This window comes from Methylomonas sp., from assembly GCF_023228165.1.
Classification (GTDB): Bacteria; Pseudomonadota; Gammaproteobacteria; order Methylococcales; family Methylomonadaceae; genus Methylomonas.
In genome coordinates this window covers 1-15,845 of sequence record NZ_JALOBS010000015.1, presented here as the reverse complement: position 1 = coordinate 15,845, position 15,845 = coordinate 1, and the positions used below count along the sequence as shown (strand labels likewise).

Sequence of the window (15,845 nt, the reverse complement as noted above, 5' to 3'; positions counted from 1 at the left end):
TCTCTAGCCTTATTGCTTAACCGGTGCTTTCCTCACTGCCTAAAAAGCGATACACAAACGCACCGATCACAGCCCCCACAATCGGCGCCAACCAAAACAGCCAAAGTTGCACGATTGCCCAGTCGCCGACATAAATGGCTACCGCCGTGCTACGAGCAGGATTCACCGACGTATTGGTGACGGGAATACTGATCAAATGAATCAAGGTCAGACACAAACCGATGGCGATGGGCGCAAAACCTTGCGGCGCACGGGTATCGGTAGCCCCCATAATCACCAGTAAAAACATCATCGTCATCACCACTTCGGTAACCAAAGCCGACAGCATGTTGTAGCCGCCCGGCGAATGTTCGCCATAACCATTGCTGGCAAATCCGGCCGACACATCGAAGCCGGCCTTGCCGCTGGCTATCAGGTATAAAACTCCGCCCGCCACAATACCGCCCAATACTTGCGCGGCAATATAAGGTGCCAGTTTATTGGCCGGGAAGCGACCGCCCACCCATAGGCCAATCGATATCGCCGGATTCAAATGGCAGCCGGAAATATGGCCGATCGCAAACGCCATGGTCAACACCGTCAAGCCAAATGCACAGGCCACACCCAGAAAACCAATACCCAAGTCGGGAAAAGCGGCCGCCAAAACCGCACTGCCGCAACCACCCAAGACTAACCAAAATGTTCCAAAAAATTCCGCACCATATTGTTTCATGTTGTTCTCCTGCCCTATTAATTGTGTTGTACGTCCGTAAACTCCGCTAAAAGCATATTGGACGCTTGTTATGTAGGCCTGCTGAAAAACACCGGGCGGGAATATAACCCGCTAAAACACTCCGGCAATTCGGCATCTGTGTAACAGCTGTTTGCAGCTTTCCTCTATGGCTACATGGGCTAACAGTAATTAGCCCAGCCTAACTTACCTCCCTAGCGGCCAAGTCTAACCGTGAACCCACCAAAGTCAATTATGTTTTATAAGCAAGGAGTTACGCTTGTTATGTTTTTCAATTACCGGGCACGCTTAAAGCACTCGGCAGGTTTTGCATGCGCTGTAACATTCATAGGCTTATGCAGCGGTTACAATGTCCGGGCGATTACCCAAAATGGGTAGATAGCCACTCATCATCCAGTGAATTTATAGAACTATTGAACCCTAACTTTTCCGTTCATCCCAGCAATTTCAGCTCCCTAATGCTGTTTGGCTTAAGCCTGTGCAACTACACGCTGATGTATTGGGCCAATATATTTTTGGCCCAGCACTTAAGTGTTAACGCGTTCGATGATTTCAATGTAGCGGTTTCCGTGGTCACGCTGCTGTCAACATTCGCCACGCTGGGTTTAGAAAAATATGCTTTACGTTTGGTAGCGTTATATATGGAACGAGAAAACTGGCCCCGTTTACTCGGTTTCTGGAAGTTTTCCTTGGCAACGATCCTACTTTTCAGTTTTGTGTTAATGGGCCTCACCAACGTAGGCTTGACGATTGTGTTGGCCTGGCATAATGCCGAATCTCACACGGCAACTTTGCTATATACCCTATTTTTACCTGCTATAGCCTTGTGCTTGTATCTCACGGAAGCTATTACTGTCTTCGGCGCTCAAATTTTAGCCTTGGTTTTGTATCGCCTCGTTTTGCCGACAGTGTTTTTTCTGCTGATTATTGTCCTGCATGGCAGCCAAGCGGAAATGACTGCCGAAGCGGTAATGATTTGTTTGGGTTCTGCATGGGTTTTAACGTTATTTATGATGCTTTTGGCGGCACATGTCGCTAGTCCCAAAGCCATTAATCAGGTAAAAGCCGATTATCACGGTAAACGCTGGTGGCTGAAGAACTCTCTACCGTTATTACTCAGCAGTTTAATGATGACGTTATTAATGACGGCCGGTACTATTTTGCTGGCAACCTGTCACGCCCCTCCCACCACGGTAGGCATTTATGCTGTAGCCATGAAAAGCAGCGGTTTTCTGGCCTTGCTGGGCACATCCACCAACCGCTATTACCTGCCCATGCTGATCGTATTAGTCGAACGCCGCGATCTGACCGGCATAAATGAACTGCTGAATAAACGGACAATATTTATCGGCGGATTGATTATGTTATTTCTGTGTTTGATTAGCATTTGGGGCCTCGAAATACTCGCGTTGTTCGGCCCAACTTTTTCAAAGGGTTATTGGACTTTGTTAATCAGTTCAGTCGGCGGCGCGTTTATGACCTTATTTTCGGACTCTTTATACTATTTACAATTTATGAACCGCAATCGCCTGGTGATCGGACTATTATCCTTGGCGGCAATCAGCACCTTGGTTTTAGGCTATAGTCTGGGCTCCACTTACGGCGCAACCGGCATGGCTATCGCCTACGCATTACCGACCATAACTTTGTTTAGCTCGCTAAAATGGCTAGCCAGACGGCATATGATGCAATTCATAGCAGGTTAATCCAGAAAGCATGTTGACTTCAAACCAAGGCAGACGAAAATCAGGCCGGTCGCGCCAGCGTACGCCTTAATTTGTTCATGAATTCCGACCCCGTATTTTGACTCAAAATATGTAAATCAAGGAGTTTCATTGAACCCCAACTTTTCCGTGCACCCCAACCATGGCAGCAGCCTGATATTGTTCGGCTTGAGCCTATGCAATTATGCGCTGATGTATTGGGTCAACATCTTTCTGGCCAGACACTTAAGGATCGGCGAGTTCGACGATTACAGCGTTGCGATTTCGGTGGTAACTTTATTGTCCACGCTGGCTACTTTAGGCTTGGAAAAATATGCCTTGCGTATGGTGGCGCTTAACATCGAACGGAAAAAGTGGGGCCGACTGCGTCACTTCCTGCACTTTTCGGTACGCATCATCGTTGTGTTCAGTTTGATTTTATTGGGCACCTTATCATTGAGTTTGGAAGGTATATTAACCTGGCGACATGCCGATTTTCATATCGCTATCGTCATATATGCCGTTTTCCTGCCGGCTGTCGCAGTCAGCCTGTTTTTGATTGAAATCGTCACTGTTTATGGCTTCCAAATAGTGGCTATGGTTTTGTACCGACTGTTTCTGCCATTGGTGTTTGCGGGGTTTCTTTTTAGCGTACAAGGTTTGGGCTATGCGCTTTCAGCCACCTCCGCGGTATTATGTTTCGGCCTAGCCTGGTGTTTTACCTTACTTATGCTGGATCTCGCCGAGCGTTTCGCCAGCCCAAAACCCTTGAGACAAGCAAAGCCCACTTCGCATGACAGGCGCAAATGGCTTAGCAATGCTTTGCCGCTCATGCTAAGTAGTTTGATGATGACCGTACTCACCAGCGCCGGCACCATCGTCTTGGAAATACTTTACCCGTCCGAATTTCAAGTAGGCCTGTTTGCCGTCAGCATGCAGACCTGCTCTTTGATTTCCTTGATTGGCACTTCAACCAATCGCTACTATTTACCGATGCTGGTGGTGTTGATTGAACGACAAGATACATCAGGAGTTAAGTACTTGTTGGTCAAGCGCATCCGCTTAGTAACCCTGTTGACGTTGCTTTACCTGATCATAATAGGCATTTACGGTATCGAAATTTTAGAATTGTTCGGCCCCGACTTTTCCGAAGCTTATCTAGCTTTATGCATATGCTCGTTCGGCGCAACCATAAACGCCCTATTTTCGGACTCGCCCTATTATCTGCAATTCATGGGGAAAAACCGGCTGGTGGTTGGCCTGATGAGTCTGGGCGCAGCCGGCATGGTGGGGTTAAGTTTTATTTTGGGTACTTTTTACGGCGCCACCGGGGTTGCCATCGCTTACGCGGCGCCGACAATCATCCTATTCAGCCTGCTTAAACTATTGGCCCACCGGCATCTGAACCGTTATTTATCCGTCAATGCTCTAGAATGAATTCGCCGCGCACAATTTTAAAACAGGCTACCGTACCGTTCATCTCGTTGGCGGACAAAATATAATGCTCGCCACCGCGTTCAAAATGCGCAATCCCTTCCGGAGAACGGCTTTCTTCGCCGGGAATTTTGCCCAGCGCCACCACTTTAGGCTGTTTTGGGTTGCTTAAGGAAATCAATACCAACGCATCCGCCCGCTCCATTCCCACCACTGCCCAAGGCTGACCGTCCATTTCGAACGAAACCACGCCCTCCGGCTCGGCGCCCTTTTTATTACTGCGCCGATCGGGGTAAACGCCATGGTTAAAGGTAATTTCATCCAATTGATTACCGGTGTCGGCAATAAAGTCGCCGGTTTTCGCATCAAACACGCTCATGGTCCTGCCGCCGCTTTGTAATGGCTCCTCATCGTCCTGCGCATCGGTATCGGTATCGCCTTCATCGGCGGTAAGAAAGTATCGCCCATCCGGCGTCAGTGCAATACCATCCGGTTCACGCAAGGCCATTACCGATTGATTAAACTCTATCCAACCGTCGGATTTACGATCGGCTTCATGCTCGGCAATTCCCATATTGAAATAGCCCAAAACCTTGCCATTTTCCACATCCACTTCCGCCACTTCATTGGTTTCCTGCAGTGTGACGTAGGCACGCCTGGCATCCGGTGACATGGCGATATATTCAGGTTCCAACAACGTTTTGGAATCCGCGGTAATGGGAATCAGGATTTTGGCTTCACCCTTTTTCTCATTTCCATACACATCCGCACCCTCAAAATGGCCCAATTTGACGCGTTTGTTAGCGATGCTGCCGTCGCCGTCGAAGTCGGTTTGCTTGCTGATTTTGCCGTCTCCGTCCCAATCAACTTCGCGTTCCAGATAATGACCCTTCTCAGCTACGATAAAACCTTCCCGATGCGAGACGTCGGCCATTTCGATGTTGGCGTTGGCTTTAATACGGCCTTTGCTGTCCAACCGTACAATGGAGATGCTGCCATCTGCGGAAAAAAATTCGCCGTCTACCTTGTCGAAAGTAAATTCTTCGCCCTCGTTGGCCACCAGTAATACCGAACCATCCTCCGAAAACACCACCGAATCCGGCCCATAGCCAACTTGTACATGGTCCAATAACCTACCATTACCGGCCTCGCGAATCTCCAAACGTCCTCGTTCCTCACCAGCATCGACGACGGCGGCAAATACATCCAGTGTCGGATGGAATGCGACAGAGGTGAGTTCCTCACCTTTTTTCAGCTCCAGACTAAGACGCTGTATGCGGCTGATTTTCTCCGGTTGACTCAAATCCAAAATATCCGCGGCTCCGGTTTTAAAATTACTCAATACCGCGCGCAAAGTGCGTTGTTGTACGCTAACAATCTCGGTGCCTTTATCATGTCCGGAGTAATAAAGGCACTCGGGTTTCAAATGCCAATCGGCGACCGGTGAGTCAACCGCAGACCGACCGGCACAAGCGGTTAATAGCAAACTACCAAGTAAAACCGGATATTTTTTCAAGAGAACCCTCATAGAATTTCACGCTAAAGCTTCGCATCATAGCGCAAAACATTCACCACAAAAAAACCGCGCCGGAATAACCCCGACGCGGCTTGAGTCTGACTGGAAAAGTCAGATTTCCTAGAACGCTAACTGGCCGCGCAACATAAAGGTATCAACATTTGGATCACCGCCGCCTACAGTGATAACCGGCGAATTACTCAAATCAAGCGTTTTGTTGTAATCGGCCATAAAGCGGATGTTGTCGTTGATATACCAGTTCAAGGCGACGGTCAGCAAGGACATTTGACCGCCGGTGATATCGCCGCTGTTCAAGTCCGCCTCGGAGTAGCGGCCGGCTAATTCCCAAGCACCCCAAGTACCGTTTTTCGGGCTGAATTTTTGCTTGGGCGATAATTTATAAAACTTACCTTTTTTGTACTTACGCGATTCGCCGGTCAGCGTATAGGCGGCCTCGGCATACCAAGCGCTGAAATCCAAGTTTGATACGTTAGGTGTCGCACTTTCTCGATCGACCCACATCTTCATGTACTCGCCACCGACGGTGAACGGACCATTCAAATAGTTGGCTTCCAAACCGACCATTTTAAGTGCGCTCACGTTAGTAATGGAGCCGGTGTTAATTAGCTTAAGATTAGACATATGGGAGGTTTCCGAAGCAAGATCCAGCTGTCCTTGTTTCTTTCCTTCCGCAGGTACTTCGTTAGCCTGGTTAGGATCACGGTAGTTACCGGAGACACCTAAATGCACCACATGCGTCTTCTCGTTAAGCGGCGCATAGGTCCAACGGGAGCTGATACCCCAGCCTTCGTCACCAGCATTCTTCGAGCCGCTTGGCGTGACGGTTTCACCATATACACCAACCGCACCGGTCCAATCTTTTCGGAAGGTACCGACACTCAAACCAATCGCACGGTCCACGGTCGATTCCGCCAGGGAGTTCATCAGGGACCGTTCCATGAACATTAAGTCATTCGAGCTTTCATATAACTCGCGGCTCATCAATTGCTTTTGTTGACCCGCGGTGATGTGAAAATCTTTGATCCCCGAGTATTGGATATACAAGTCTTTGGTGGTAACCGCATTGTCGGCAAAATCCCATTGGCTTTTGAAATCCCAATCTTTCCAAAAGGTACCTATCATTTCGATACGCGCCCGGCGAATTTCCGTGCCATCGTTGGCCTCAACATGCTTATTACCATCCTTCGTATCGATAAGGTTGTCATCACCATTGCTATGCGAGGCATCGGCATGAATACGGCCGCCCATTCTAAATTTGAAGTCTTTATCGGCGGATTCGAATTCGACACCTTTGCTGCCCATTTTGACCTTAACTTCCTCGGCCACTTTCATGTGCTCGTCCAACGCTTTCAATTCGTTGTTTTTCAGCGCCAAGTCTTCTTTGATTTGTTGAATTTCAGCTTTTTGCGCGGCCGTGTCTTCGACTTTTTCAAACGAACCCAATTTTACCCGGCCATTACCCGGCTCGGCGTAAATTTGCTGAGTCTTGGTATCGACATATAAATCCAAAGCCAATGCTTCTGTAGCAAGACCGGTACCCATTACCGAGGCCATGGCCAGACCCAGTTTAGTTAACTTCATTATCAAATCTCCAAAGTTTTTTAATTAAATCAAAACAACAAACAGCGACAAGCACGGGGGGGAAAAGACCCGGTGCATTTGATCAGTCTTGGGGGAAATAAACCAACGCCGTTCAGTTGGCGCGAATTGTAGGCAGGTAATATGACAGTTTTATGACAACGGACTATTTACACGACATTCCGTTGCGTTCTTGCCACAGCTCACAAAAACAGCTTAAGAATCAGCCATGTTTCCAGTATTTTCACTGGCAACTTAACGGTGAATAGAATGTTGCTTATTTACAGAGGCGTCTCTGCCAATCAATTAGCAAAGATTTCTTAAAGGCAAGCCTTGAATCCAAGACTTCTTACAGGGAAGGGAAAAATAACTTAAAAATATCTTCAAACTCATCGTGAGTTTTATCCATAACGAGACTGATTTGCTCGGGCGATAGCTCAAAGCCGTTGCCTTCAAAAGCATCGTAATGATTGTCGACACGACTGAAATGATCGGCAAGCCTAATCAGGGTGGCAATTTGGGCATGACTACCAACATGATCCGGATATCGATGTAAGCGAATCGATTCGACCACCACTGGCGGCAGCTTCCATAACCGGCAAAGCTCCGCGCCTAGGGCGTAATGATCGAAACCGATGACTTGCTGTTCAATGCCAGCTTGGTCTACTTCCCCGGCCGACTGAGATTGCACTAGTAAATCCACTTCGCGTGCCAATATCGGAATACGCCGATACAATACCAATTGACCGATGTCATGCACCAAACCGCATAAAAAAGCGGTATCGCTGAAGTTTTTACCCATCTGCAGATCCAACTCCCGGGCAATCAAGGCACAACGCAGGTTTTTGGCCCAAAAATCATGCACGGAAAATAACTGACCGGGCAAATCGGAAAAACGCTCGATCACCACGGTAGCCAGAACCAAACTTTGCAACTCCCGCACCCCGATAAGGGTAATGGCCGTGGATATGGCACTGATCTGGGCGGGAAAGCCGTAAAAGGCGCTGTTGACAATCTTGAGCAATCGCAAAGCCAGGGCCGCATCGCTTTCGATTACAAGTGCTGCATCCTTCGCCGTTTTGGTAGGGTTCTCAATGACTTTTTGCAAGGCCAAATACACAATCGGGGGGGAGGCAAGTTTGATATCACCCTTTAATAAATCAGCTATGGTCAAAGTCTGGGTAGAAATTATCATCTAAGATTACAAATTTTAAATTGTCGCCTATACTGGATTTAACGTGAGCAGACGGGGGGTTGCGAGAAAGTAAGCCTAACTGGTTTTATCAGAATTACAAGGTTCATGTAAGTATTTGATTACTTAATGCTTTTAAGTCTCATCCAACCATTTTGTTATTTATAACTCAAAAATACCGGGCCGGTATATGACTGTTTGCGACCCAATCAAAGAAAAAATTATTATTGTTGCCGAACACGACAGTGTATCCGCCAATCAAATTACTTTAACGCTACAGGAAAACGGATTTTCGGACATCCGCCACGCCAACCGTGGCGAGCAAATTTATGACATCCTTCGGCCGTTTCACGACCAACCCGAAAAGATTGGTTTGATCATACTGAACGACAACCTACCCAATTGCCAATCGTTCGAAATGAGCCAAAGCCTGTCCTGCGCCACCGATGGATCGGTGATTCCTTTTGTGATTTTAATGAGTGTCGCAACCAAGCCAGAAGGAAATCAATCCCGAACGGATACCGGAAAGTGCCTGGTTTACCAAATGGACTCTCCCGCCGATCCGCGGATATTGATGCTGGCCATTCACTTTTTGTTACAGCTCAAGCGGGAGCGCACCTTGCGCCAGCAACAGGAAGAACAGCTGATCAACGAACTGGCCTCGAAAAGCGTCATCGAAGCCAAGCTGAAGTTTCTAGCTGCTCACGACGAGTTAACCGGCTTAGTCAATCGCAATACGTTTGAACGCCAGCTGCGCTTGATCATGAATCTAAGCAACAAGCTAAAAAAAGAAGGGGCTTTATTATTCATCGACGTTGATCGATTTAGTTTAATCAACGAACTGGAAGGATTCGATGTCGGCGATCGCCTGCTGGTTGAACTGACAATTCTGGTGCGCAAGCTAGTACCAGCCAGCAGCCTGTTCGCACGTATCGGCGCCGATGAGTTTTGCCTGTTTCTGGAAAACAAAACCAAAAAACAGGCGCATATCATCGCGGAAACCATCCGTACCACGGTTGAAAATTTCCGGTTTTTCACCGGCGAGATTTGTTATAGCGCCAGCGTGTCGATCGGGATTACCTCGCTGGACAATGCCTCCCCGGCCCAACATCCCGGCGAAATGATTTTGCACAGCCGCCAGGCTTGTAATTTCGCCAAAATCAATGGCCGCGACAAGGTCAAGGCCTACAATCAGGATGATGTTGCCATCAAAGAACGCCGCCGCGATATTTATTGGGTGCCTATCATCCGTAAAGCGTTACGGGAAAGCGATTTCTTTTTAATGTTTCAACCGGTCGTACAATTAAACAACGGCGATATTTCTCATTACGAAGTATTGATTCGGATGCGGGGGGAAGATGGGAAAACCATTACCCCTGATCAATTCATACCTGTCGCTGAGCGGATGGGTTTAATTCATGCTATCGATTTATGGGTGGTGGAGAATGCCATCGACTTTTTGGCCACCCTGCCCTCGTATATGTCCCGTATTTCCCTGGCCATCAATTTATCCGGCAGCGCCTTTCAATACCCTGATTTACTTCAAACCATACGCGAGAAACTGGAATTAACCTGGGTAGATGCCGGCCGCCTGACCTTTGAGATTACCGAAACAGCCGCCGTGGATAATTTCGAGCGCACCCGGGACATGATCAATAAAATTCGGGATTTGGGATGTAAGTTTGCCCTGGATGATTTTGGCGCCGGTTTCTGTTCGTTTAATTATTTAAAAACCTTTCCCGTCGATTATGTAAAAATCGACGGCCAGTTTATCCGCCATCTGGAAGATAATGAAACCGATCGTATTTTGGTAAAATCCATGGTCGAAATTGCCGGAAAATTAGGCAAAAAAACCATTGCGGAATTTGTTGAAACACCCAATATAGCCCTGAGACTCAAGGATATTGGAGTTAATCTGGGCCAAGGATATGCCTTTGGCAGACCCGAGCGGAATTTACTCGATGGTCACCAAGTATCCTTGGCCATTATTTTGAATTCCAATAGCCCGCAAGTTTCGAATAGTGAATTTCGGAAAAACGATACTTTTTAAAAAATATGCATTTTGCCGAGCGCGGTAATATCCTAGAATTATGCCTTTGGGGTATTGGTGTTTACCGCTCTGACTAGCTCTGGTATATTCGGGCCAGGTGTCATTCGTCGCAATAACATCCATTTATCAACTTAAAATTAAAAAAGCGAGGGGAAGAGTTATGGGAGAGCTACTTTTTATAGCAACAACCGTTTTTGTTGCCTATGTTGTGTATACGGCTATCAGCGGCGGCAATAAGGATAACCCGGAGCAAGCCTCCAGCCAGCCAGACCCTACCCCTGAAAGCATTGTTAGTTCAGAGCCAGCCCCCGTCCCGCCAGTTGAAAACACTCCTCCCCCACCTCCTTCATCTAGCCCCGTAACAGCCAAACCGGTCAGTAAAACACCGGTCAAAGCACCGGCCGCAAAAGCCAAAGCCGCTCCCGCCAAAAAAGCCAAACCTGCCGCCGACAGCGTTAAAAACCCAAAAACCGGTGAAGTGGCAAAACTGCCCGGCAATTATGCATTTGCCAAACGTTGGATTAAAGAAGCCTTGGTTGAAGAAGGCTTATTGGACAAAATCTACAAAAACAACGAACTTGATAGCGATACCACCGCTAAAATACAGACCGCCCTACAAGCATTAAAAGCCTTGAAAAAGTATCAATAACACAACTCGATTAGCGGTGCGGCGCGAGGGCATCAAAAGGCCCGCCCCGCACCAAAGTCATATTGAGAGCTGCCGATTATTTATTCCAGACCCAGTTTTTTTAATCGATAGCGAAAAGACCTGAATGTCATACCCAACTGTTTGGCGGCGGCGGTTTTATTCCAGCGATTATCTTCCAAAGCAGCGGTTAGGGCCTTTTTTTCGACATCCTCCAAATAATTTTCCAAGGACATTTGCTCCGCATTGAAATTACTTTGCTGCGTTGCAATCTCGTCATGGCTGACCTGTAAGCTTAAGTCGTCAACATCAATGTTATCGCCCTCATGTAACGCCAGCGCCCGTTCCAGGATATTCTCCAGCTCTCTGACATTACCAGGAAAACTATATCGCTGTAAGGCAGTTAAAGCCTGCTGGCTAAACTTCGGCACCGGCACTTGGTTTGCTTTCGCCAAACGCGCCAACAAATGTTCGGCTATTTGGGCAATATCGGCGACCCTGGCGCGTAGCGGCGGCAAACTCAACTCAATAACATTAATGCGATAATACAAGTCCTGCCTAAAACTGCCCTCCTGTACCATTTTCGCCAAATCCTTATGGGTGGCACTCAACAGACGCACATCCACCGGGATTTCATGCTGCTCGCCCACCGGCCGAATTTTCTTTTCCTGAATGGCCCGCAGTAATTTGACCTGTAAACTCAACGGCAAGTCCGCCACCTCATCCAGAAACAGAGTGCCGCCTTCAGCAGCCTGAAACAAACCTTGTTTATCGGCAATGGCGCCGCTGAAACTGCCTTTTTTATGCCCGAAAAACTCGCTTTCCATCAGCTCTTGCGGAATAGCCCCACAGTTGATGGCCACAAAAGACTTCTCGGCCCGCGGACCTTGCTGATGGATCAACTTGGCGACCAGTTCCTTACCGGAACCCGATTCGCCGCTGATGTAAATCGGCGCCTGATTGCGCGCCACCTTTTGAATCTTAGAACGTATCTCGCACATCACCCCCGACTCGCCCAACAAGGTATCGCGGGTACGGCGGTCTTTTTCAAGCGTATTACCGGGCGACACCTGTAACGCGTTGCTGACCAATTGTCGCAAAGCGGCTAAATCTACGGGTTTGCTCAAAAAGTCGAAAGCACCTTTTTTCATAGCGCTGACAGCAATGTCCATACTGCCATGGGCGGTAATCACCGCTACCGGCAATTGCAACCCGGATTCCTGAATATACTCGACTAAACTCAAGCCGTCGCCGTCGGGCAAACGCATGTCGGTCAAACACAAGTCAAAATGCTGGCTGTCCAGAAGCTGCCGGGCTTCTTTAATGGTTTCAACACAGCAGGCGCGGATATTCATGCGGTTTAACGTAATATCCAAAAGCTCCCTGATATCGGGTTCATCGTCAACGACTAAAGTAACAGGTATATTCATCAGATTTCGATTACAACGTGATCGGCATTGGCCAGCAACAAGCTAAAACAAGATTTATTCCGGTTTTTAGCATAGCTTAATTCCGCTTGATTGAGTTCGGCCAACTCTTTTGAGATATAAAGGCCCAGCCCCGTCCCTTGTCTGGAAGTAGTAAAAAACGGCTCGAATAAATGTTGTAAGCCCTCGTGATCAATACCGGGCCCATTATCGACTACCCGAATGCGGGGTTGATTATTCTCCATGTCGGCTTCCACTTTAATTGAACCCAACTCCGGCTGCCCGTATTTCAGCGCATTGGCACAGAGATTATCCAGAATCTGTTTTAAATGTCCCGGATCGATATAGGCATTGAGTTCGCTCTGTTTGAACGTTAATTTAAAAGCCTGCTGATGCTCGGCATGTCCGAGATTCTGCTCTTGCACATACGCTGGCAACCATTGATCCAGTGTGATTTTTTGCTTTTGCGATGGATTACGCCGTGATAGTTTCAGGATATCTTCGATGATATTGTTGACGCGCTGACAATGGGTTTGGATGATACGGGTCAGCCTTAAATCCACCGGCTTCAGCTCGGGCGCCTCCGACAGCAACTGGCCGGCGTGGCTGATAGCGCTCAGCGGGTTGCGTATTTCATGAGCGATACTCGCTGTTAATCTACCCAGTGAAGCCAATTTGCTTTGCTGTAAACGTTGATTGTGCAAACTGATATCTTCGAACAGCAGCATATGCAAACATTCGTTTTCGACTGTCAACGAGGAAAACCGCACCTGGATTTCCTCCGTATTGTCCAATTGGATAATGGCAAAATCCTGTTCCGGACTTTGGTTCCACAATAAAAAAGCATGTTGCAACATGCTGGACACATCGGCCAAATGGGTGGGCGATTCGCTGATACCCATCAGACGCAAGGCTGAATAATTACTCAACACGATGAATTGCTGGTCATCCACAATCATGATGCCCGATTGCAAATGTTGAATGATGTACCGGTTCAACTCCTCCAGTCGTACAATGGTTTGGGCGTGCCGCTGCGCCAAACTGGCCGATTGTTCGACCCGCTGCGCCAGGATCATCGAAATCAAGGCAATGGCAAAAAAAGTGACGCCTAACAACCCGGAATAATTTAACGAACTTAAATTAAAAGCATGGGTTTGCATGTCGTAGACTTGTTCGGCCAATACCGCCAAACTAGCCAAGGCGGCAAACAGCAAGGCACAACGGCCGCCGATCAACAACCCGGCGGCCGCGATTGAAATAGCCAACAAGCCGCCGACACCGCTGGTTACGCCGCCGCTGGCATGCATTAATACGGTAATAAAGACGATATCGGTAAAAATAAACCACTGAGACAACCGCGTGTAACTGGCCAGCCGCCTGAAAATAAACGGTGCGTTTAACAACGAAATCCCTAGATAACCCAGACTGGTGAACTGATACAATTGCGCATCATGCGCCCCCAACCCCATCGGACCGAAGCGGAAGAAAAACAACATCACAAACAAACTGGCGCTGATAAAGCGATAGATGAAAAATATCTTCAGCAACAACCAGGCTTGCCGGGCGGGAATACCGTATCCTTTCGAAAAAGGACAGGGATAGATAGTGTCGACTTGATTGGGCGGCATCGGACAAGTTTTTTCGAGTGGGCTAAAAGCAGGATAATAGCAAACTCTGTTTAATCGATTACAAAGCCATTACAGTGGAGCCAAAAGATGAACATTCATGAATATCAGGCCAAACAGTTGTTTCGCGATTTCGCGATTCCGGCACCGTCAGGCGGCGTGGCCGATTCGGCTGAACAGGCCCGGCGGGTCATGCGAACATTGTCCGGTTCGGCCTGGGTCGTCAAAGCCCAAATTCATGCCGGCGCGCGCGGTAAAGCCGGTGGCGTAAAGGTGGCCCGTAGCGAACAAGAAGTCGCGGACTTCGCCAATACCATGCTCGGCAGCCAATTGGTTACCCATCAAACCGACGCTAACGGTCTGCCGGTCAATTGCGTTTGGGTAGAAGAAGCGTCCGCCATTAAAAACGAGTTTTACCTTAGCCTGTTACTCGACCGCGATAGCGAGCGCCTGATATTCATTGCCTCCGCGGCCGGCGGCATGGATATCGAAGCCGTTGCGGCGGAAACCCCGGAAAAAATCGTCCACGTTAAAATCCATCCTGCCTCCGGTTTGCAGCCTTATCACTGCCGTCAAGTGGCTGCTGCCTTGAGATTGGGCAAAGAACAACAAAGCCAATTGCAACAGATCATGACAGGCGTCTACGAGTTGTTCCTGGCCAAAGATTGCAGCCAAATCGAAATCAATCCCCTGATCGAAACCGAAGACGGCAAATTGGTAGCCCTGGACGCCAAAATTAATTTCGACGATAACGCGGTGGCCTTGCATCCCGAGATTGCCGCGTTGCGTGACGCCACCCAGGAAGATGCCAAAGAAGCCGAAGCCAAACAATTCGACCTCAACTACATCACTTTAGCCGGCAACATCGGCTGCATGGTCAATGGCGCAGGCCTGGCCATGGCCACCATGGACATGGTGAAACTAAAAGGGGGAGCGCCAGCAAATTTTCTGGACGTCGGCGGCGGCACCAACAAAGATAAGGTCAAGGCGGCTTTTAAATTGATTTTATCGGACGGCACCACCAAGGCGGTATTGGTGAATATTTTCGGCGGCATCGTTAAATGCGACGTGATTGCCGCCGGTATACTGGCGGCCGTCGAAGAGATGCACCTGACCATACCGGTGGTGGTTAGACTGGAAGGCACCAATGTCGAACTCGGCTTGTCCATGCTGGCACAATCCGGTTTAGGTTTGCATACAGCGGAAGATTTAAACAGTGCGGCCGAACAGGCCGTAAAATTGGCGGAGGGCGTCTAATGTCTATTTTGATCGATCAAAATACCAAAGTATTGTGCCAGGGCTTTACCGGCAAACAAGGCACCTTTCATTCCGAACAGGCCGTGGCTTACGGCACCCAACTGGTCGGCGGTGTCACACCTGGTCGTGGCGGCTCAACGCATCTGGATCTGCCGGTATTCGATACCGTGCAACAAGCCGTGCAAGCTACCGGCGCCACGGCCAGCATGATTTACGTGCCGCCGTTTTTCGCTGCGGACGCCATCTTGGAAGCCGTCGACGCCGGCATTCAACTGATCGTCTGTATCACCGAAGGTATTCCAGTGCTGCAAATGCTGCGGGTTAAAGCCGCCATGCAGGGTAGCAATTCTCTGCTGGTCGGCCCCAACTGCCCCGGCGTGATTACACCCGGCCAATGCAAAATCGGCATCATGCCCGGCCATATTCATACCCCCGGCAAAATCGGTATCGTCTCCCGTTCCGGCACGTTGACTTACGAAGCCGTGCACCAGACCACTCGTCAAGGCTTGGGGCAAAGCACCTGTGTCGGCATAGGCGGCCACCCGATTCACGGCATGAATTTCATTGACGTACTCAGCCGATTCCAGGACGACCCGGACACCTGCGGCATGGTGATGGTCGGCGAAATCGGCGGCAGCGACGAAGAACAGGCCGCCGAATTTATCA

The 15,845-nt window shown here is 48.8% G+C and carries 12 protein-coding genes; 6 read left to right on the top strand and 6 right to left on the bottom strand.

From position 1 onward, the window contains the following. Positions 1-16: 16 nt before the first annotated feature. Positions 17-712: an aquaporin Z gene (aqpZ, locus tag M0R33_RS12655; protein WP_292569501.1), complete on the bottom strand. Its 696-nt coding sequence runs from the start codon at positions 710-712 to the stop codon at positions 17-19. Between the two features lie 353 nt (positions 713-1,065). On the opposite strand from aqpZ, the gene M0R33_RS12650 reads away from it, so the two are divergent. Both M0R33_RS12650 and M0R33_RS12645 read left to right on the top strand, forming a co-directional pair. Continuing rightward, positions 1,066-2,436: a lipopolysaccharide biosynthesis protein gene (locus tag M0R33_RS12650; RefSeq protein ID WP_292569498.1), complete on the top strand. Its 1,371-nt coding sequence runs from the start codon at positions 1,066-1,068 to the stop codon at positions 2,434-2,436. Between the two features lie 129 nt (positions 2,437-2,565). Further along, the gene (locus M0R33_RS12645; protein WP_292569495.1) at positions 2,566-3,870 is read left to right on the top strand and encodes an oligosaccharide flippase family protein; all 1,305 of its coding nucleotides are present in this window, start codon (positions 2,566-2,568) and stop codon (positions 3,868-3,870) included. Here the strand turns inward: M0R33_RS12645 and M0R33_RS12640 are convergent. The 3 genes from M0R33_RS12640 to M0R33_RS12630 all read right to left on the bottom strand — a co-directional run bounded on the left by M0R33_RS12640 (position 3,854) and on the right by M0R33_RS12630 (position 8,177). After that, complete coding sequence (locus tag M0R33_RS12640; RefSeq protein WP_292569492.1) at positions 3,854-5,383, bottom strand: hypothetical protein; 1,530 nt, start codon at positions 5,381-5,383, stop codon at positions 3,854-3,856. The genes M0R33_RS12645 and M0R33_RS12640 overlap by 17 nt on opposite strands. A 120-nt stretch (positions 5,384-5,503) precedes the next feature. Beyond that, on the bottom strand, positions 5,504-6,985 hold the full coding sequence (locus tag M0R33_RS12635; RefSeq protein ID WP_292569489.1) for a porin: 1,482 nt from the start codon (positions 6,983-6,985) through the stop codon (positions 5,504-5,506). 346 nt (positions 6,986-7,331) lie between these two features. Then, positions 7,332-8,177 carry an HDOD domain-containing protein gene (locus M0R33_RS12630; protein ID WP_292569486.1) on the bottom strand — a complete coding sequence of 282 codons (846 nt, stop codon included), beginning with the start codon at positions 8,175-8,177 and terminating at the stop codon, positions 7,332-7,334. Between the two features lie 187 nt (positions 8,178-8,364). Between M0R33_RS12630 and M0R33_RS12625 the strand changes: the two genes are divergently transcribed. After that, positions 8,365-10,224 carry an EAL domain-containing protein gene (locus M0R33_RS12625; protein ID WP_292569483.1) on the top strand — a complete coding sequence of 620 codons (1,860 nt, stop codon included), beginning with the start codon at positions 8,365-8,367 and terminating at the stop codon, positions 10,222-10,224. A 160-nt stretch (positions 10,225-10,384) separates the two neighbouring features. After that, positions 10,385-10,873, top strand: coding sequence for a hypothetical protein (locus M0R33_RS12620; RefSeq protein ID WP_292569480.1), 489 nt, complete (start codon positions 10,385-10,387; stop codon positions 10,871-10,873). A gap of 80 nt (positions 10,874-10,953) precedes the next feature. On the opposite strand, the gene M0R33_RS12615 is transcribed toward M0R33_RS12620, so the two are convergent. Next, entirely contained in the window at positions 10,954-12,300 is a 1,347-nt protein-coding gene (locus tag M0R33_RS12615) for a sigma-54 dependent transcriptional regulator (protein WP_292569477.1), read from the bottom strand. Continuing rightward, complete coding sequence (locus M0R33_RS12610; protein ID WP_292569474.1) at positions 12,300-13,925, bottom strand: ATP-binding protein; 1,626 nt, start codon at positions 13,923-13,925, stop codon at positions 12,300-12,302. The genes M0R33_RS12615 and M0R33_RS12610 overlap by 1 nt, the downstream gene beginning before the upstream one ends. A gap of 87 nt (positions 13,926-14,012) precedes the next feature. On the opposite strand from M0R33_RS12610, the gene sucC reads away from it, so the two are divergent. Next, positions 14,013-15,179 (top strand): ADP-forming succinate--CoA ligase subunit beta, encoded by a 1,167-nt coding sequence (gene sucC / locus M0R33_RS12605; protein WP_292569471.1) that lies wholly within the window; start codon positions 14,013-14,015, stop codon positions 15,177-15,179. Continuing rightward, the coding region (gene sucD, locus M0R33_RS12600) for a succinate--CoA ligase subunit alpha (protein WP_292569468.1) at positions 15,179-15,845 on the top strand (667 nt) is incomplete at its 3' end. The genes sucC and sucD, both read left to right, overlap by 1 nt.

Excerpts from the sequence above, each read along its gene's own strand:
- M0R33_RS12650 (WP_292569498.1), top strand. The coding sequence starts at position 1,066 with ATGCAGCGGTTACAATGTCCGGGCGATTACCCAAAATGGGTAGATAGC.
- M0R33_RS12635 (WP_292569489.1), bottom strand. The coding sequence starts at position 6,985 with ATGAAGTTAACTAAACTGGGTCTGGCCATGGCCTCGGTAATGGGTACC.
- M0R33_RS12620 (WP_292569480.1), top strand. The coding sequence starts at position 10,385 with ATGGGAGAGCTACTTTTTATAGCAACAACCGTTTTTGTTGCCTATGTT.
- M0R33_RS12610 (WP_292569474.1), bottom strand. The coding sequence starts at position 13,925 with ATGCCGCCCAATCAAGTCGACACTATCTATCCCTGTCCTTTTTCGAAA.
- sucC (WP_292569471.1), top strand. The coding sequence starts at position 14,013 with ATGAACATTCATGAATATCAGGCCAAACAGTTGTTTCGCGATTTCGCG.
- aqpZ (WP_292569501.1), bottom strand. The coding sequence starts at position 712 with ATGAAACAATATGGTGCGGAATTTTTTGGAACATTTTGGTTAGTCTTG.
- M0R33_RS12625 (WP_292569483.1), top strand. The coding sequence starts at position 8,365 with ATGACTGTTTGCGACCCAATCAAAGAAAAAATTATTATTGTTGCCGAA.
- M0R33_RS12630 (WP_292569486.1), bottom strand. The coding sequence starts at position 8,177 with ATGATAATTTCTACCCAGACTTTGACCATAGCTGATTTATTAAAGGGT.
- M0R33_RS12615 (WP_292569477.1), bottom strand. The coding sequence starts at position 12,300 with ATGAATATACCTGTTACTTTAGTCGTTGACGATGAACCCGATATCAGG.